Consider the following 18959-nt stretch of genomic DNA (forward strand, 5'->3'; position numbering starts at 1 on the left):
CCTTTTAAAATAGAGAACAAGCGATCGCTGTTAAAATCAAAAATTAAGCAATTACGTTAAAACTAGCAGCAGTAACAGCGACACGATTAGAGAACAGGGCAATTTGCACCTGTGCATTACTACCAATACCATCGCTGTCATAGAACAATTCACCCTTAGCTTGATTGTAAATCAAGCGTTGACTATCATTTGTCGCACTCATCCCCAACACAAACCGATTCGCGTCCAATGTCCCAGGTGCAAATGCAAACTCAGCACCAGAAACTAACACCATATCCTCACCGACTTTGAAATCCAGGATAGTATCAAAGCCACCAGCAACAACACCAGTCAAATCAAACATATCTACACCAGAACCACCAACTAAGGTATCATTCCCCAAACCACCAATGAGTAAATCATTGCCAGCCTCCCCAGAGAGATAGTCATTACCATCTAAACCCCTCAAAGTATTGTTACCACTATTACCTGTGAGTCGGTTAGCAACACTATTACCCGTAGCATAAATATCTTGATTACCAATCAAATTCAGGTTTTCTAAGTTATCAGCTAAACTCCAGTTGATAGAAGAGATGACTGTCAATATCTTTCAATTAAGCAAACAAACAGAAATGTTGGGTTTCGCTGATGCTCAACCCAACCTACGCAATTTAAGGTTTTTAGCGTTGATTGAACTGTATTGCAATATAATACAACTCGATTAGCTGTGAAAAAATGACGATAAAACCGCACGATTTAACTCAAGCTTATGAAGAAGCCAGGGCTGCTGCTGTACAAGAGGGAGTTGAACAGGGAGTACAACTTGAACGTCGCCAAGTCGTAGAAAATTTGTTGAGATTCAGATTTGGTGAAGTGGATGAAGAACTATCAAAAGTAGTCAATAGTTTACTACAGTTATCGGCAGAAGAATTTACGCCAATGTGTCTTTCATTATCTCGTGAAGAACTGTTAGCAAGATTTTTGCATTAAATCTTATGCATTGGGCAATACGTTAAAAAATCTTTGGAGGGAAACTGAAAAGGCAGGGGAGCAGGGAGCAGGGGGAAAAATTACGCCACTTGTGGGTGAGATTTCAACTAACTAGGACTTACGCAACGCCGATATTGTCATTGCGACCGGAACAAAGTGTAGGGAAGCAATCCCAGCGTTAAGGTAGATTACTTCGCTATCGCTCGTAATGACGGAGTTACGTTATTTTTGCGTAAGTCCTGTTAACAAAGAAAAGGAGTAAGAGAGCTTTCATGCCACTTGCGGGTGTTAGCGTTTGCGTAGCGTCTCGCACAGAAGCGGAACAAAGTTCAATTTGTACTTCTGTTTTCCTTGCAAGAGCTACAGCTTGAACGTTTGCGTATTACGCGCAAGTTGTAGCAACTTCTGTTTTTCCTGCAAGAGCTACAGCTTGAACGTTTGCGTATTACGCGCAAGTTGTAGCAACTTCTGTTTTTCCTGCAAGAGCTACAGCTTTAACATTTACGTATTACGCGCAAGTTGTAGCAACTTCTGTTTTCCCTGCAAGAGCCACAGCTTGAACATTTACGTATTACGCGCAAACTGTAGCAACTTCCTTTTTAAAATATAGCAGTAGCCAAAATTGTTAGGACATTTATCTGTTCCCTGTTCCCTACAAAAATTAAACCACAGAGAAGCCAGTGCGTTAGGAAGACAGCGCTGTGGTGTTAGCGTAGCGGTAGCGACGCAAGAGCGTCAGTACAAGACGCTCAGTGACCGGAGGCAGGGGGAGTAAGAAAAGTAATTTGTTTCAAATATTTCGTGAAATGATATAACCACGCAAAATTAATTACAGTCATTGCGAGCGAAGCGAAGCAATCTCAACCTTTGCGATTGCTTCATTACGCTCCGCTCCATAAAGCCCTTCGGGCATGGCTTCGCTTAGCGCAATGACATTGTGTAATTAATTTTGTTTAACTACTTAAGAGTTTGAGAGCAAGTCTTCAAATTCCGTAAGACCGAGGATAAGGCTTGAGCAGCGTCTTGGCTTGATAGACATAAATGACGTTGACCACTACCCCGCCTCGCCGGATGGGAATCGTTGCAATCTCAGTCAAACTGCTAAAGTGACTTTGATAGCTATCCATCAAGTCTTTTCTTTGATTAAAGGGTTTAGTAGTAATGTACAGCGCGTCTTCTCCCAACCATTGAGTGGCTACTGACCAAAAAGCAAAGCCACGCACATCTTTACCAATATCAAAGCAAGTAATTGGAATATTTGCTAAGGGTTCCAGGGACATCGCAACTGGCCCACCAATGTAATAGCGATTAGTAAATATAAAACTAGATTTTTCTAAAGCTGTACTCAGAATAGGAGATGCAGCAAAACCACGCCGCAGTTGTTGAATATCAATTAGTTCTGTAGAAGGGTCATCTTTGGGAGGTAAGAAACCTCCCATAAAAGCGTACTGGCTAGGCTTTTGCATGATTCCCGTTGTCACTTGTAACAAAGCAATTAGTAAGATAGTGACAACCATAATTCCTGAACCTAAAAGCCATCGCCGCACCCAATGTCGAGATTGCTGCTCCCAGATGATTGCTTGTTGACCTAATAGCAAAGTTACCCCCCAAAATCCTGGCATTGACCAAGCCGGCAGAATTTGTCGATATCCTCCAATCAGAGTAAACCCCAAAATTACGGGTAAGGATACCCATAAAATTAAAAGCCAGGAATCAGGAAAGAAATTACCAAATTTTAATGATTTTTGGGAAAAAACTTGAACTGTTCCAGTTAACATTGGTCGCAAACTTACCCACCAGAGGGGTAATCCTATGGTTGGGAACAGGTAAGCTACTCCAGCTAAACAGACTAGTACTACACTCAGCAAATTGTAGCCGCCTCTAGGCACTGCTCGCTCTGATTGAAAGCGGAATGATACCCAATCATGCTGAATATTCCAAAACAAAATCGGGAAGATGGTGATTAGAAATAAGCCTAAACTCAGCCATGCCCAAGGGGAGCGAAAAACACAGCGATAACGTGGATTTGTTACACAAAAACCAACCAGCCCTAATCCTAAAATAAAACCGTGATATTTACTTAGACAGGCTAATCCCACTAAAATACCTAGAATTGCTAGGCGGTAACTGGGGATGTAGGATTTAGATGAATCTGGTTGTCGAAAAAATTCAGTGGTTGCACAAAATAAACTAGCTGACCAAAAAAATATCAACGGACTGTCAGGTAGACTGAGTATACCAAAGCCAACTTGAAAAATCGGACTAATAGTAGCGATCGCTAAAGTTATTTTCGCAGCTTGAGGAGAAAATAATTTCTTGCTAGTCAGATATAACAATACTAAACTGCCTGTGTGTGCAATCAACGCCCCCATACGAATGGTGAACTGAGATACAACTCCAGTCAACCAAGGGCCAAAACCAGTTGTTAGCGCTACTAGCAAAGGATGATCGAAATAGCTCCAGTCCAGATGTAGGCTATAAAGATAGTAATAAGCTTCATCAAAAGTAGGATAAAGCCAGAAAGCAATAAAAGCTCGAAACAGCAGTCCTCCAACCAGCAAACAAAACACTACTTGATTAGTTTTTTCAGCCAACCATTTCTGAGCTATTTGCATTTACTTAATATTCCTACTTTTTTTGAGTTTAGATCCCCAACTTTTTTAAAAAGTCGGGGATCTTGTTGTTCAATGAATTATTTATAATTTATGTTGTATATGTCAAAACTTGTGATATAGCCTTTAACAATGCCTCTGACTCAATCGGCTTCACCAAATGCATCTGATAGCCTGCTGCTAATGCTTGTTTCTGGTTTAATTCTCCCGCATAAGCAGTCAAAGCGATCGCCGGAATTTTTCCTCCTTGCTCTGCTGGCATAGCTCGAATTAAACGCATTAACATGTAACCATCTATTCCTGGCATTCCAATATCACTTAACAATAAATCAACTGGGGATTTTGCGATTACTTCCAAAGCATCACCTGCCGATGTAACTGTAGTGACAGATGCACCAAACTCTTTCAACATCATTAACAGAAATTCACCTGTATCTGTGTCATCATCTACAACTAAAATGCACAACCCTGTCAAATTCAAATAATTAGTTTGTTTGACACTACTTTTACTTGTCTGTAGCAGATTAGATATTAGCGGTAATCTGACTGTAAATGTTGCCCCCATTCCTTCTCCTGGACTCTCTGCTTTGACAGAACCACCGTGTAATTCGGTAAGATTACGAGCAATAGCTAGTCCTAATCCCAGACCTCCAAATTGTCGGGTTGTTGTACCATCAGCTTGACGGAAATAATCAAATACATAAGGTAAAAATTCCGTGCTAATGCCTTTGCCAGTATCTTGAACTTGAATTTCAGCAAAGTTGTCAAATCGTTCTAATCGCACCTTCACTTGCCCTCTTGGTGGTGTGAATTTGACTGCATTAGAAAGTAAATTCCACAAAATTTGTTGTAAGCGAGCGGCATCTCCTGCAACCATTCCGATATCTGATTCCAAGGAGGTATGAATTTGAATACTTTTTGCCTCTACTGCTAGCTGAACAGTTTCGAGTGCCCCTTCTATGGTGTTAACTAAATTCACAGGCTGAGTATTTAAAATGATTTTTCCTTGTTGAATGCGAGAAACATCCAGCAAATCTTCAATCAATTGAATTTGTAATTTAGCATTACGCTCGATAGCTTCTAGTCCACGTATTAGTGTTGCTCCTGCAAAATTACGACTTTTTAATAGTGTTGCCCAACCTAAAATAGGATTAAGTGAAGTCCGCAATTCATGAGAAAGAACTGCTAAGAATTGATCTTTAAGTTGGTTAGCCATTTCAGCTTCACTGCGTGCAGTCTGTTCTAAAATCAGTAAATGTTCACGCTCTACTTCTACTTGTTTGCGCTCAGTGATATTTCTAAAAAAGATACCTAGACCATCTTCAGCAGGATAAGCATGGATTTCAAACCACTTGTTCAACGGTTCGCATAATGCCTCAAAGTGGACAGCTACTTTTTCAGACATGGCACGATGATATTCCCACTCAAACTTTGTATCTTTCGTTTGAGGCCAATACTCCCACAAATTTTTCCCCAGAATGGATTCTGCTTCTACTCCATTAATTTTTGCTGCTTGTTGATTAACATAAGTAATTTGCCAGTCTTGATTGACAGCAATAAACGCATCCGTCATGCTTTCTAGAATATTGCCCAGCCGACTACGAAGGGCTTGCTCACGTTTCAGTAATTCATCTTTATCATGATGAGATTCTTCAAGATGAGCGTTAGCTTCAACTAGTGAATCATTAAGTTGGATCAGTTTTTCAGATAATTCTGCACGAGCTTGATATTCTCCTAGTCGTACTCTTTCTACAGCCAGCGTTACTTGAATCCTGGCTTTTTCTGTAATGGCAATTCCTACCAATAAACCGACAGCACACTGCACTAGTAAACTCAGTTTGTGAACATGTAAAACTTCTGCTGGGACTGGGAACCTTGGCAATGACATGGCATTGGGATAAACAACCAAGTAACAAAACAATGTTACCAGTACGCAAAAACTAGAGGTTAACATGCCGCTAGTGACACCAAAGCGAGTTGCAGCCCAGATAACAGGCACAAAACTTAAAAAAGATAATTGTTGAAATCTAAAATTTGAGTGGTCAGTTTCTAAAACAGTGAGAATTGCCGTAGCTATACAAAACAGTAGTATTGCGCTTACTTCTAGTAAAAGGCTGCGGGAGGTGGGAAAACTGAGACAGCTAGATGAAGATTTGGATGGTTCTGAATTAGTTAACCAATTTCGAGACTGCAAATACGGTGTTATGACTAGAAGGGCAGTAGGCGTAATTGCCATAATACCTATAGCGTTACCCAACCACCAGTAAGGAATATTTTGAGTCAAGCTAGAAGCCGACATGTTACCTATAGCTACCCAAGTCAAACTACCAATTGTGGCTATAGTAACCGATGCTACTAAAGGCACACTGAGAATAAAAAGAGTAGCATCTCTGAGGTTATTTAGTGTGAGGGAACCCCGCCAAAGACGACGGTAAAGTAACCAAGCAATTAAAGGTTCAATGACATCGACCCAGCCAATCATTCGCTCCCAACCGTGCAACCCCCAAAATGGTGACATCAAAAACGATGCTAACCCTGTCAAGATAATACCAGAGCGACCAAACCAAAAAGTCAAAGCGATCGCCACACCTGACGGAGGATACCACAGAGAAATTCCCGGCTGAACTTGGTAAATCAGCGCCATTCCATGAGCCATGATTAGGGCTATTAGCCCTACTAATAAAATAATCAGCGATCGCCGCATGGATGCAATTTTAGTAAAGATACAATTAATAGAGTGCAATCAAAATTTATAAATTGAAAGAATGTCGGATACAGAGCCTATTGTAGGCAATATTTCTGTAGATAAAATTTCTCCTGGTGGTAGTGACCCGCAGTGTTTCGATTGGCAAGAAGCATGGTATCCCGTCCATTATCTTGAGGATTTAGATAAATCAAAACCAACTCCTTTAACAGTATTAGGCAAAGATATTGTGATTTGGTGGGATAAGCAAGCAAAATCCTGGAGAATATTCACAGATCAGTGTCCTCATCGTTTAGCGCCACTCTCCGAAGGTAGAATTAACAATGATGGACTATTAGAGTGTCCATATCACGGCTGTCATTCTCTGGAGATGGCAATTGCCAACGTATTCCCCAGCAACCTCCAGGCGGAACAGCGGAAACTTCTTCACGAGCTTGTGCAGTATCATTACCTACAACTGAACGACAAGGACTATTGTTTGTTTATGTTGGCAACCCAGAAAATGCCGCCAAAACAACAGTTCCTATAATCGAACCTTTAGAAGAATCACCTGATGGCTGGGTCATAATCAATACATTTAGAGATGTACCTTACGATGCACTGACACTTTTAGAAAATATACTTGATCCCAGTCACGTAGCTTTCACACATCACCGAACTGTAGGCAATAGAGCCAATGCAACTGCTTTAGGATTAGAGGTCATTGAATCTGGAAAACAGGGATTCAAAGGCGTTTGGCAGCAAGGTATAAAACCAAACCAGTCAGGAAAACTATCGACAACTTTCGTCGCTCCTTGTTTAATGTGGCATGATATCAATTCTGAACGAGGAAGAATTATCACTTCTGTTTATGCAACACCAATTCGTAAAGGTGAATGTCGTTTATTTGCGCGTTTTCCTTTCAAGTTTTCTTCTAAACTTCCGGGTTTATTTATTCAGCTAAGACCACGCTGGTATTATCATATTGGACAAAATGGGGTTTTAGAAGACGATCAAATTTTCCTTCATTATCAAGAACGTTATTTAGCAGCCAAAGGAGGTAGTTATAACTTTGCTAAGGCCTTTTATCTCCCTACCAAAGCAGACAGTTTTGTTTTTGAATTGCGCCAGTGGGTCAACCAATATAATGCTGAACCATTTCCAGGGGAGAGTTTTCCACCAATAGTACCGAGAGAGAAGCTGCTAGAAAGGTATAACTCGCATACATTAAATTGTGCAAGTTGTAGAACTGCACTTGTTAATATTCAGCGATTGAAGTTATGGTGTGGAATTATAACAGTATTTGCTTTAATCAGCACTCCAGTTTTATCATTATTTTTCCATCCAAGATCTATTCCAGTCGCAGTGGCTGAAACATTAACACCCCTGATATTTGGGGTTATATGGTTGCTACTTAATAAGATTCAAAAACAGTTCTACAGTGGACGACCTATACCTTTACGTAATCTACCAGAGAAAAATTGAACAATAAGATCCCCGACTTCTTCGAGAAGTCGGGGATCTGGAGGATCTGAACAAGGAAAATTAGTCTTATTAAACGCGATAAAAGATGCAAAATTTGAATATTCGAGTCAAAAGTTAGGTTTAAAGTACAGGATTTTCAAACAGTAATAAAGATAGAAAAAAATCTATGATAAAAATTGATACCCAAGTAGTGACTACTGCTTTTGTTGCTGATTCTCCAACTTCTTTGGCTCCTCCCTTGGTAGTTAAACCCCAACTACAACCAATAACAGCAACCAAAGCCCCAAAAATAAATCCTTTCAACAAAATAATAGATAAATCTGAAGGTTCTAAAAAATTTCTGACGGATTCTAAAAATATTTCTGGAAGAATTTTGTAAAACTGTGCTGCGGCAAAAACACCGCCAATGAGTCCCATAAGCAAAGCAAAAATCATCATGATTGGCATCATTAAACAGCAAGCAATTACTCTAGGAAGTACTAGGTAATCAATTGGATCTGTTTTGAGCATATAAAGTGCATCAATTTGCTCTGTAACTCTCATTGCACCTAATTCTGCCGCAAAAGCAGAACCTACTTGTCCGGCAATAATACTAGCGGTCAAAATTGGTGCTAATTCTCTACAAAAAGCTAAAGCAAAAGCACCTCCTACAGCACTGACAGCACCAAATCTGACTAATTCTCTAGCCGTCTGAATAGTAAAAATCATCCCTGCAAAAATATTCACCAGAATAACTGGAGAAATAGAACCTGGCCCCGCAGTTACCATGTGTTCCAAAATTTTGCGGGAGCAAGTTTTTCCTTGAAGTAAATGTAGTGAGACTTGGCCAAAGAGTAGTACTGCGGCAAAACAGCGTACTATCCACAATTGCTCTAAATTTCCTTTTGGTTGCAATTTTACCGCCCTTGAGACTGACTGTTTTGTACCTAGGTGAGGTTATACCAATTCGTAATTCGTACCTCGACTTCGCTCGGCAACCTAATTCGTAATTATGAAAGTCTTACAGCATCTAAGCTTCTAGACTTGAATCTGTTACCTAATTTTAGAGAGTTGCTATTACGCTACACCTTGGGAAACTCTAGATTTTTACCTAAAATTTCAGGCTTTAGCGAAAAAAATATTCTTATGCTCTGAATTTTTTGCTACTTGTTTGATACGTTCAATAATGACTGCTGGCAATATTCCCTAATGTCTCATCTAGGGAAAAACTCCTGGTGTCCTGAGAATTTTTTGTTGAGAAGCAGTCAAGTTGGGATAATCATCAAGATTATAGTAGTATCTAGCCCATGCTGATGAGCCAGGGGAATATTTGTAAAATAGTGTCTGGCGATCGCCTAACCCCCGCCACGGCAGAGTACCATGAGTTAAAGCCTCAGTAAATATAATGGCGCTACCTGCCTTTACAGAAACTGCCTGTACGCACTCACAAGGAAATTCCAAATTTTTCCATGCTTGCGGTAGAGCTAGATTACTCTTATGACTACCAGGAATACAACCAAATCCCCCCTCACCAAAATGTACATCTTGCAGTTCGTAGGCGACAGTGGTCAAGCCATTATACATCCTGCCATTTTGGAACAGGTAATACTGACAAGGATCGTAGGGAGTTCCACCTCCATGTAGGTGAGAGCCAATAGGGCCAATACCTTCACGGATAATGTGAATATAGTCATGATCTAAGCGAAACTGTTCTCCCAACAACTCAGATAAATAGGGTGTAATCTGCGGATGATCTATTAGTTCTTGGTAAGGCTTGCCCCAAGATAGTAGACTATCAAAACGCAAAAATGTGGCTTCTGGATGATCTTGGAGGGCAATCTGTTGATTTAAAAGTACCTGAATTGCTTTAATCTGCTCACTATTTAGAACATTCTCGATAATCAAGAATCCTTGTAAGTCAAACAGATAGCGTTCAAACTCAGTCATGGTAATTATCGCTTGATGAAAGTTAGCAATTTGGAACCTTTGATTAGTTGATAACTAGTTCAAAAGATCACAATTGCAATATCTACGCAACTCTATCAAGAAAACTACTACGCTCAGTTCAAAATCAATAAAAAACCTCGGTTGGCAGCCGAGGTTTAAGGGAGAAGTACGAATGACAATGAGATCAAGCGATACCGAGCAAAAAATTTATTGTGTTTTATTAATTTATGTAAACCAAGTTAACAAAATTGTTACAATTAGTCAATAGGGCTTGACACTAAATAACGAATATTTTTTATAAGAATTACTTATTTTGGACAAAATACCGTGATTAAATGGCGATCGCTAATTAATGTTAACTTTTTATACCAGTAGCTAGATTTTTTCCATTGTCTTAGTCGATACAACCTATACAAGAGGGATTTTTAACTGGTGTCAGTTAACAAACTGTCACGCATTAAATGTTCAGTTTTGTCCTAAAAGAGATATGGTTAAGAATGCAAGGAGTGATGCCATCTCACTTAGTGTTTGTTACAAGTTATTCTCGTAATACTTTTCATTAGAAGTGTATTGCAGATTTTAAATGTTACATCAGTGAAGTGATTTGGTACAGATTTATACGAAAAAGCGCTTGAGTGAGCAAAACCTCAAGTGCTTTTTCGTCTCTCTACTCAATTTTGTAAAAGATAGGGAGCATGGGGCATGGTAAGAAGGCAAAGGGGCAGGGTGCGGGGTGCAAGGGGGAATTTGAAACTACTTCGCACTTATTAATTTGTGGTTAACACTCTTTCCTCTTCTCCCCTGCTCCCTGCTCCCTGCCCCTTGTCCTCTGTCTTTTGTCGTCTGCTGAACTTTTTGCAGGTGATAAATTTGTACTAAACTCAGTTTCAATTTCCGAAACGACACTGACAAAAGCTGTAGAGAAAGGTTAGGTTAACTGTTAATCACAAGCCGCACTCTAAGCAGCGATGGTAAAAGAATTAGCAATTTCTACCCGTGGACTAACGAAGCAATTTGAACGGCACGTTGCCGTTAATGACGTTGATTTAGAGATCCAGGTAGGTGAAGTATATGGATTGATTGGGCCGAATGGCGCGGGTAAAACAACTCTCATCCGCATGTTGGCAGCCGCTGAGGAACCAACTACGGGTGAGATTTATATTAATGGCGATCGCTTACGTCGTGATAAAAGTAATCTTACTCTTAAGCGTCGCTTGGGCTATTTACCCGATGACTATCCTTTGTATGAAGATTTGACTGTTTGGGATTACCTAGATTACTTTGCGCGTCTGTATCGCTTGCGAGAACCACGCCGCACTCAACGCCTGCATGAGGTTTTAGAACTCATCCAACTCGGTAATAAACGTTATAGTTTAATTTCTACTTTGTCGCGGGGGATGAAGCAGCGCTTGAGTTTAGCACGAACTATTATCCACGAACCAATTTTACTGCTGCTAGATGAGCCTGTCTCAGGACTTGACCCCATCGCTAGAATGCAGTTTCGTGAAATCATCAAGGCACTGCAAGAAGCCGGGATGACAATTTTGATTTCTTCCCACGTTCTCAGCGACTTAGCGGAACTTTGTACTTCCGTAGGGATTATGGAACTGGGTTTTTTGGTAGAAAGTGCTTCACTTAAGCAACTTTATCAGCGTCTTTCGCGCCAGCAAATTTTGTTATCAACTCTAGGAAATTTAGAAGCGCTTTTAAGTGAATTGAAACATCATCCATTGGTGGAAGAATGGGAAGTAATACCCACCAAAAACAGTGTACGAGTAAATTTTTCTGGCAAAGAAGAAGATAGTGCGGAATTATTGCGATCGCTGATTACATCTGGTATTCCCATAAACGATTTTCATTGTACTCAAGAAGACCTAGAAACTATTTTCTTGAAGTTAGGACACAAACAAGCATCTTAATAAGTCAATAATTCTCACTCCCTCTTTTTGGAGATTTTTTCTATGATGGTCAATTTAATAGACAAAATTGGCGACTGGAACCCGCAATTATTACGGGAACTCAAAGGTCGCCTCAAAGTTTTTCATGTTATAGTTGCTGTTGCTATCTCATTAATTACACAACTAGGAATTTTTTTATATCAGTTTGGTGATTTTCCCGGCGAAAAATATTCCATGTCTGGGACATACTGCAACTTGAGTTCAGGTTATCTACAGCAACAAAACTCAGTTTCTCAGCTAATTAACCAAGTTCAGCAAAAAATCAATTTATATAGTGGTAATAAAAACTATGACTTGGCAAAGCTGCAAGAACTAAAAACCCAACTTGCATCTTTGAATTTAAAACATACTAATCTTCATAAAACTTTATATCAGCAATATTGCCCTTCAGAACAAATCAATATGCAATTGTGGTGGCAAGACCACTGGAAATACATATTTTTAAGCCTGAGTGTGATATTTGTATTCACACTGCTAGTTGCTGGAACTTATTTGCTAATTAATAACTTGGGTCAAGAAGAACAACGCGGTACTTTAAATTTTATCCGTCTAAGTCCCCAATCGGAAGTGAGTGTTTTGACTGGCAAAATGCTAGGAGTACCAATTGTTATTTATCTTATAGTTTTAGCAGCATTACCTTTACATTTATGGGCTGGAATTTCTGCCAAAATTGCATTGAGTGCTATATTCAGTTTTTATTTAATTATAGTTGCTAGTTGTACGTTTTTTTACAGTGCTGCATTACTATTTGGCTTAATTAGTCATTGGGTTACGGGGTTTCAACCTTGGATAGCTAGTGGTGCAGTTTTAATGTTTTTGTTTATAACCATGCAACTAGCATCGGAGAGTTCAAATTTTCACAATGCAGCTACTTGGTTGAGGTTGTTAAGTCCTTTTGACATAATGAGTTATCTATTTGGAAACTTATTTCGTCAATATAATCAATCGTCATTGAATCAATTACAGTTTTTCTATTTACCATTAGGTAAAAGTGTTATTGGTTTGATTGGTTTACATTTATTTAATTACGGTGTGGGAATTTATTGGATTTGGCAAGCACTGAAACGACGCTTCCGTAATCCAGATGCAGCAATTTTCAGCAAAGGTGAAAGTTATTTTTTGGTAGCTTGTTCTCAAGTGATTTTTTGGGGATTCACTCTACAATATTACAACAATTATTGTCCACCAAATAGAACTGTGAACTCTGCTGATTGTTATTATGATTTTAACGATCAAATAGGAGAAAACTTTGTTTTCATAGCATTATTTAACTTAGTGCTATTATTTGCTTTGCTGATAATTTTGTCACCACATCGTCAAGAAATACAAGATTGGGCAAGATATCAATACCAAAAAGTTTCTAGTCGTTCTTGGTGGAGAAATTTGATTTGGGCTGAGAAAAGTCCTGCCTTAGTAGCAATGGCAATTAATTTGGCGATCGCTACTACACCTTTGGTAGTCTGGATTATACTTGCACCGATTTTGAACATTCACCATAATGACAGTATTGATTGGGTTAATGATATTGGGAGAATGAAGGCAATTTTAGCAATTGCTTTATTTATTAGTTTAATGATGATTTACACCACCATAGCCCAACTAATACTGTTAATGAAAACTCCCAAGCGTTCTGCCTTTGCAGTTGGTACTATAGGTGCATTGCTATTCTTACCAGCAATGATTCTTCAACTATTAGGTGTTACATCTCATAAAAATTCTATTGTCTGGCTATTTTCGACTTTTCCTTGGGCTGGTATTGAATACTCCGCAACTACAACAGTTTTTATGGCACTTTTAGCCGAGTTGACTGTTTTAGCATTATTAAATTTCCAATTGACAAAACAGGTTAAATTAGCAGGAGAGTCTGCAACAAAAGCATTATTAACAGGACATTGAACAACAAGATCCCCGACTTCTTTGAGAAGTCGGGGATCTCAGTTAAGTTAACTTAAGAGAGTGATAACTATGAAACCTAATTGCATGAATCTAATAGGAGATTGGAATCCTCAACTGTTGCGGGAATTAAAAGGGCGACTAAAATCCCGCAATCTCATATTAGCCACTGCTATCTCACTGCTGGGTCAATTTGTGGTTTTCATGTATTTTCAAACCCAGTTACCAACCAAAAATAATCTTTTATATAGTTACTCCCACAGATATTGCACCGGCAAATCCCTATATAACGCTAAAGAATGTCTAGGTGATGAATTTGGCAATGTTATTATCAACTGGCAATTATGGTCTTTGGATACATTTACGTTGCTGAGTCTTATTGGCTGTTTTACGCTTTTAGTTGCCGGAACTTATCTACTCATCAGCGATTTAGCTAACGAAGAAAGGCGTGATACACTCAATTTTATTCGCCTTAGCCCCCAATCACCCCAGAGTATTTTATGGGGAAAAATGTTAGGTGTGCCTATATTATTGTATGCTGCGGTATTGTTAGCAGTTCCCTTGCATTTGTGGTTAGGGTTAGCAGCCAATATTCCCCTGACGATGATTTTAATTTTCTACGCGATCGCGATCGCTGCTAGTATTTTTTACTATAGTGGAGCATTATTATTTGGCTTAGTCGGTTCTTGGTTAGGGGGTTTCCAAGCTTGGTTGGGAAGCGGCGCAGTTTTAGGCTTTCTCATGTTTACTAAGCAAGCAATGGCTCCAGAAGCATCATCTGATACTCCGTTTGTTGTATTAAGGTTGATGAACCCTTATTACTTAATTCCCCATCCTGACGTTAGTTCTATATTTTCTTCAGATAACCTCAACTTTATTAACTTTCATTGGTTTGGTATACCATTAGGAACTAGTTTTCTAACTACAGTTTGTTTTGCTATTTTGATTGACTTCATAGGCGCATACTTTATCTGGCAATCTTTACAGCGTTGCTTTCGTGATCCTAACGCTACTATGTTGAGCAAAAAGCAAAGTTATTTATTAACTATTTGTTTTACAGGTATCACTTTAGGATGTGCGAATTGGCAAAAACTAGCTATAGGTAATTATTATAGTTCTTACGGCTCACGTACGATATTTGAGAATTTGGCGTGCTTATTTTTCTTAAACTTGTGGCTGTTTTTATATCTCATCGCTGCACTCAATCCTCATCGCCAAACATTACAAGATTGGGCACGTTACAGACATACTTCTCAATATCAAGGACAGTATCATAGCAAGTTAATCAAGGATTTAATTTGGGGTGAGAAAAGCCCAGGAACTCTGGCGATCGCAATTAATGCCATGATTGCTATTATCTGTTTAAGTGTGTTTATTTTAATTTCTGGAGTCAACATAGGTGATAAAACCAATGCTTTTGTATCTCTATTTTTCTGTGGTAGTTTAGCTGTAATCTATGCAGTTATTGCTCAACTACTATTGTTAATGAAAAATCAGCATCGCCTATTGTGGGCTACTGGTGCAGTTGGTGCGGTAATTGTATTACCAGTAATCATTTTAGGTATGTTGTTTTCTAATCCCGGAAACAACTCTTTTCTGTGGCTGTTTTCGGTAGCTGCACCAATTATTACTTTATATCCTTCAGGAGAACACATATCAACAATGGCTCCTTTTTTAGCAATTCTTGGTCACTGTAGTATTTTAAGTTTATTGGTATTTCAACTAACGCGTAAACTGAGAAAAGTCGGAGAGTCAGCAACAAAAGCATTGCTGGTAGGAAATTAGGAAAACCTATAGACTTTTCTGCATGAGTTAAATTTTCTGCTATTCGTTGAGAATTATAAGCACCAAAATATAACTCGGCAACAGTGATGTTACAAATATAAAGTTGCTCCCATCATATTTGTTGAATTTTATCCCTAACTGAATTAATGTTCTTAATCCAGTAAATGCAAGTGTCAGTATCTAATAAATAAGTCATAAGCTAATATCATAGTTAGAAATAGTCCGGCTATCATAAATTTCTTTGACTATTTCTTCTGCGGTGCGTTCATCTTCCCAAGCACCATGTTTTTCTATAAATGCGTCTAGTGGGTGTGGTTTTGGCTTTTGGCTAGATGAGAAAAATATCTCATTCGCTATGAGTTGATTTGCTTGTGGTATTCCTAATTTTTGGGTTTCTTCTTTTGCTGTCACCATTACTTGCATTAATGTAATAGCTTGACGCAAGACATCGCTTTTACTTGCACCTGTTTTTTCTGCAAGTTCTTCGAGGATTTGATTTAGTTCAGGCGATAAATCTAAGGTTAGGTTGACTTTTCGAGGTGTATCAGTCATAGTTCTATTTTTCTATCATTGCTTATTTACATCCTAATTTAGCTGATTATGCTGCATATCTTCTGAGTAAATGATAAAACATTCACTTAACAACGCTGTAGATATAATCAAACTATCCCAATAAGAGTAGTGATATTTAGCGTAAATTTATAAGGCTTGTATAACTTCTGTTGCGTTAATTGCCTGAATTGGAAAGGTATTAACTATATCTAATATAATCGTGGTTGCATCTGTTGTAGATGTAAATTTTTTTCTAGTTAAAACATGAAATAACTCACCTAATACCTGAGTGCTAACTAGCAAAGATGAATAACTATTTTTAATAATTTCTGCAACTTGTTGGGATTTTTCGGGCGGATTTTTAGCATAGAGATAAATCCACAGGTTAGTATCGAGAAAAATTTTATCTTTCATAAATTTCGTCTCGATTAAATTTGTAATCTGCGGGGAGTTGGAAAGAGTAGTTATTAACTTGTGCTAAAAATTGTTGTATTTTGGATTCTTCAGAATCTATTGCTTGAGTGTATTCGCTGGGTTCGATAATCATAATTTTTATGGTTTTACCTTCTAATTCAGAACTTAGTTTTTCATTCAAAATAAGTTCGCCATTAGTACAAGTTGCCTGGATAATTTGCAGCATTATGAATAACCTTAAACCCTAAATTGAGTAAATTTTTTGTGATTGTCTTATTATAACTAAAGCGATGATGGTAGAGTGGGCGAGGCGCACCGGATAATCTGGTAAATATGATGATTTCCGTTTGCAAGCTCAGCCACTATTTACAGTTAGGTTATTGGTTTGGTGGGTTACGCTGTCGCTAAGCCACCCTACAGACTACTTCTGGTAGGAAATTAGGAAAATCTATAAATATCAGCACTATGGGGGAGGTTGAATTTGTCACATTAGATGAGGAAACTGTGGCAATTGTTTCATTCTACAGCATACAAGTACATCCAATCGGTAGAAGAGAAATTGCGCGATCGCGGATGATGAATTAATGTGAACAGTGCGATCGTACTCCTAAACTAAAGCCTTGATCGCCTAACGACTGAAGTTGCGGCTATACAAACAAAATCGGTCTTCACAGGTTTCAAAACGTTGAAATCACTGAAAGTATTGAAATCACTGAAAGTAAAGTTTGTTTATGTGCGTGGCTATCAGGAATATTTGAGAAAGTGGATTTAATTTAAAAAACTAAAAAATAAAGTCTTCTATTTACTTCCAATGGTCAAAGGATCAATTCCCAATGGAGAAAAATCTGAAAATCCATCAGAAAACATCTTTTCTAACTTATTTGAAGCATCAGGTAGACGTATTCTAAAAGTATCAATATTTTTTATTCCAAGAGGACTTAATAATTTTTCAGCATATTTAATGTGAGATGCTTCCAACAAGTATCTTGGTACTTTTTGCATATATACCTTACTCCAAGGTATCCATTTATTCCACTGGCTTGCTGCTGGAGCCATAAATTCCGATCTTAAAAATAAAAAGCAATCAGCATCCATAAATTCCTGAATTGGGATAACTTTTGCAAGCTCTCCTTGCGTATGACGTTCATTTAAAATATCTGCATGAATTGATATTCGGCTGAGGCGCAGGCGTTCTTTATGATAATTTAATAATTTAACATGTTTAGAGACATAGATGAATGATACTAAACCTTGTTCTTTAGATATTTGATGATTTTCAACATAGATTTCTTCTTCTAATAAATCTGCAATTAGTTGCCAACGATTTTCTCTAATTAGAAACGAGAAAAAAGTTACAAAAAGTTCATGACCTATAAATTTATAAAAATCAAAATCAATATTTTTATAGTTACCGAAGAAAGTACGCGGCATATTGTAACGTTCTAGAATAAGTTCAAACTGTTTGTATATTTCACTAGCAGCATCATAATTATTCATAGTTGCGATTACTTCCGCAATCTGAGCAAACTGTATAACTAAGTCTGTTGTTTGCTCAATTGACTGCATTAGCAACTCATCAGGGAAACCTCCTTTTGTAAAAGCTGGCTTGAGTGCGTCAAGTTCATCCCTTAACCATGTCATGAACCGACGAACTAAAGGTATTTGATTAGGCTGATAATTTTCAACAGCAATTCTTGCCTGTTCACCTATACTTAATGGTTGAACAATTTCCCCAGTAGTTTGCAAATCAAGTCCTTCCAAAATACTCCGAAGTGCTGCTGTCAATGTTCTTTCGAGTTTCTTTCGCTCTGTAGCACGATCCTCACTTTCTTGAAGCATGTGGTAAGTGATAACTCGTCTCATCCGCAGATCAAAAGGTAATTCTTCTGGCTTACCAAAAGCTGAATTCATCACCATGACAATGTTGTCCCATCCGAGAGTTTTGATTGCATATCCAAGTTCAATCAAGACGTTAGGGTTTGGAGTAGGACGAGACGAAGTATTTTGGTTAATAATTGAGATATCACATACAAAAACCTGAGCCTGTTCAATTTTGCCAAAGATTGTATAGGCAATATCAGGAGAGCCGGGTACATTAATTGTGTCTCGGTCTATAACTGGCTCTACTTCTATAGAATCATCATTGCGGATAGATTTGGCAGCATCTTCAAGAGCTTTTTCAATAAATCCACGATTCGTAGCATTCGGTAAGTCTGACTGCCAAGAATAGAATATTTTGCAGTGCATAATTTAGTATGTATATTAATCCCCATCCTGGAAAACACTGAGGTAGGGGTATCACATTACATTATATCTATACTAAATTTAATGTACTCACCTGATCGCACTTTTCCTCAAGTCTCCATATTTACCACGCTTCCAGATAAAAATATCACCCTTCGTCCTAGCTTAAAAATCAAGTTTTGTGACCTGTAAACTAAGTTTCTGACTCGTAAACTAACTTTTGCAACTCCAAAACCAGCTTTTGTCAAAGAATTTCAGCAAATCTACTCCCATTTTTCCTGTCTGCTAAGTTCTCTTCAATAAAAAAACGCAAATATACGCATTCCGGCGCTATTTCAGCGTTTCTATACGTATAAATGCGATAAAAGTAGAAACAATTCCAGTTTTATTTAATGGGCGTTGCTGAATCTAGGGATGAAAAGCAAAGGAAAATTCAAT

Annotated in this window: 15 protein-coding genes; 6 read left to right on the top strand and 9 right to left on the bottom strand. The window is 38.3% G+C overall.

Annotation, left to right across the window (positions count from 1 at the left end; translation table 11 throughout):
- Window positions 1-43: 43 nt before the first annotated feature.
- Window positions 44-583 carry a calcium-binding protein gene (locus QI031_RS01635; RefSeq protein WP_281483497.1) on the bottom strand — a complete coding sequence of 180 codons (540 nt, stop codon included), beginning with the start codon at window positions 581-583 and terminating at the stop codon, window positions 44-46.
- A gap of 131 nt (window positions 584-714) precedes the next feature.
- Here QI031_RS01635 and QI031_RS01640 point away from each other — a divergent pair, with 131 nt between their 5' ends.
- A complete protein-coding gene (locus tag QI031_RS01640; protein ID WP_281483498.1) occupies window positions 715-969 on the top strand; it encodes a hypothetical protein in 255 nt (84 codons plus the stop codon).
- Between the two features lie 983 nt (window positions 970-1952).
- Here the strand turns inward: QI031_RS01640 and QI031_RS01645 are convergent.
- Both QI031_RS01645 and QI031_RS01650 read right to left on the bottom strand, forming a co-directional pair.
- Window positions 1953-3584 carry an ArnT family glycosyltransferase gene (locus tag QI031_RS01645; RefSeq protein WP_281483499.1) on the bottom strand — a complete coding sequence of 544 codons (1632 nt, stop codon included), beginning with the start codon at window positions 3582-3584 and terminating at the stop codon, window positions 1953-1955.
- 88 nt (window positions 3585-3672) lie between these two features.
- On the bottom strand, window positions 3673-6324 hold the full coding sequence (locus QI031_RS01650) for an MASE1 domain-containing protein (protein WP_281483500.1): 2652 nt from the start codon (window positions 6322-6324) through the stop codon (window positions 3673-3675).
- Window positions 6325-6346: 22 nt separating this feature from the next.
- On the opposite strand from QI031_RS01650, the gene QI031_RS31540 reads away from it, so the two are divergent.
- Together QI031_RS31540 and QI031_RS01655 are read left to right on the top strand one after the other, a co-directional pair.
- Window positions 6347-6814, top strand: coding sequence for a Rieske 2Fe-2S domain-containing protein (locus tag QI031_RS31540; protein WP_343217835.1), 468 nt, complete (start codon window positions 6347-6349; stop codon window positions 6812-6814).
- Window positions 6760-7749 (top strand): cell death suppressor protein Lls1, encoded by a 990-nt coding sequence (locus tag QI031_RS01655; RefSeq protein ID WP_343217836.1) that lies wholly within the window; start codon window positions 6760-6762, stop codon window positions 7747-7749. The genes QI031_RS31540 and QI031_RS01655 overlap by 55 nt, the downstream gene beginning before the upstream one ends.
- A 120-nt stretch (window positions 7750-7869) precedes the next feature.
- On the opposite strand, the gene QI031_RS01660 is transcribed toward QI031_RS01655, so the two are convergent.
- Entirely contained in the window at window positions 7870-8643 is a 774-nt protein-coding gene (locus QI031_RS01660) for an MlaE family lipid ABC transporter permease subunit (RefSeq protein WP_281483501.1), read from the bottom strand.
- Window positions 8644-8946: 303 nt separating this feature from the next.
- The gene (locus QI031_RS01665) at window positions 8947-9675 is read right to left on the bottom strand and encodes a phytanoyl-CoA dioxygenase family protein (RefSeq protein WP_281483502.1); all 729 of its coding nucleotides are present in this window, start codon (window positions 9673-9675) and stop codon (window positions 8947-8949) included.
- Between the two features lie 968 nt (window positions 9676-10643).
- Between QI031_RS01665 and QI031_RS01670 the strand changes: the two genes are divergently transcribed.
- The 3 genes from QI031_RS01670 (at window position 10644) to QI031_RS01680 (ending at window position 15311) form a co-directional block, all read left to right on the top strand.
- Window positions 10644-11594 carry an ABC transporter ATP-binding protein gene (locus QI031_RS01670; RefSeq protein WP_281483503.1) on the top strand — a complete coding sequence of 317 codons (951 nt, stop codon included), beginning with the start codon at window positions 10644-10646 and terminating at the stop codon, window positions 11592-11594.
- 42 nt (window positions 11595-11636) lie between these two features.
- Window positions 11637-13529, top strand: a complete 1893-nt coding sequence (locus tag QI031_RS01675) for an ABC transporter permease subunit (protein WP_281483504.1) — start codon at window positions 11637-11639, stop codon at window positions 13527-13529.
- Between the two features lie 69 nt (window positions 13530-13598).
- Entirely contained in the window at window positions 13599-15311 is a 1713-nt protein-coding gene (locus tag QI031_RS01680) for a hypothetical protein (RefSeq protein ID WP_281483505.1), read from the top strand.
- A gap of 192 nt (window positions 15312-15503) precedes the next feature.
- On the opposite strand, the gene QI031_RS01685 is transcribed toward QI031_RS01680, so the two are convergent.
- From QI031_RS01685 to QI031_RS01700, 4 genes are all read right to left on the bottom strand, one after another.
- Window positions 15504-15863 carry a ribbon-helix-helix protein, CopG family gene (locus tag QI031_RS01685; RefSeq protein ID WP_281483506.1) on the bottom strand — a complete coding sequence of 120 codons (360 nt, stop codon included), beginning with the start codon at window positions 15861-15863 and terminating at the stop codon, window positions 15504-15506.
- Between the two features lie 147 nt (window positions 15864-16010).
- A complete protein-coding gene (locus QI031_RS01690; protein ID WP_281483507.1) occupies window positions 16011-16277 on the bottom strand; it encodes a PIN domain-containing protein in 267 nt (88 codons plus the stop codon).
- Window positions 16267-16503: a hypothetical protein gene (locus tag QI031_RS01695; protein ID WP_281483508.1), complete on the bottom strand. Its 237-nt coding sequence runs from the start codon at window positions 16501-16503 to the stop codon at window positions 16267-16269. Before QI031_RS01695 ends, QI031_RS01690 begins: the two co-directional genes overlap by 11 nt.
- Window positions 16504-17075: 572 nt before the next feature.
- Complete coding sequence (locus QI031_RS01700; RefSeq protein WP_281483509.1) at window positions 17076-18524, bottom strand: hypothetical protein; 1449 nt, start codon at window positions 18522-18524, stop codon at window positions 17076-17078.
- Between the last annotated feature and the right edge of the window lie 435 nt (window positions 18525-18959).

It is taken from the genome of Halotia branconii CENA392 (genome assembly GCF_029953635.1).
GTDB classification, from domain to species: Bacteria; Cyanobacteriota; Cyanobacteriia; order Cyanobacteriales; family Nostocaceae; genus Halotia; species Halotia branconii.

Excerpts from the sequence above, each read along its gene's own strand:
- QI031_RS01670 (WP_281483503.1), top strand. The coding sequence starts at position 10,644 with ATGGTAAAAGAATTAGCAATTTCTACCCGTGGACTAACGAAGCAATTT.
- QI031_RS01640 (WP_281483498.1), top strand. The coding sequence starts at position 715 with ATGACGATAAAACCGCACGATTTAACTCAAGCTTATGAAGAAGCCAGG.
- QI031_RS01690 (WP_281483507.1), bottom strand. The coding sequence starts at position 16,277 with ATGAAAGATAAAATTTTTCTCGATACTAACCTGTGGATTTATCTCTAT.
- QI031_RS01665 (WP_281483502.1), bottom strand. The coding sequence starts at position 9,675 with ATGACTGAGTTTGAACGCTATCTGTTTGACTTACAAGGATTCTTGATT.
- QI031_RS01680 (WP_281483505.1), top strand. The coding sequence starts at position 13,599 with ATGAAACCTAATTGCATGAATCTAATAGGAGATTGGAATCCTCAACTG.
- QI031_RS01675 (WP_281483504.1), top strand. The coding sequence starts at position 11,637 with ATGATGGTCAATTTAATAGACAAAATTGGCGACTGGAACCCGCAATTA.
- QI031_RS01685 (WP_281483506.1), bottom strand. The coding sequence starts at position 15,863 with ATGACTGATACACCTCGAAAAGTCAACCTAACCTTAGATTTATCGCCT.
- QI031_RS01700 (WP_281483509.1), bottom strand. The coding sequence starts at position 18,524 with ATGCACTGCAAAATATTCTATTCTTGGCAGTCAGACTTACCGAATGCT.
- QI031_RS01645 (WP_281483499.1), bottom strand. The coding sequence starts at position 3,584 with ATGCAAATAGCTCAGAAATGGTTGGCTGAAAAAACTAATCAAGTAGTG.
- QI031_RS31540 (WP_343217835.1), top strand. The coding sequence starts at position 6,347 with ATGTCGGATACAGAGCCTATTGTAGGCAATATTTCTGTAGATAAAATT.
- QI031_RS01695 (WP_281483508.1), bottom strand. The coding sequence starts at position 16,503 with ATGCTGCAAATTATCCAGGCAACTTGTACTAATGGCGAACTTATTTTG.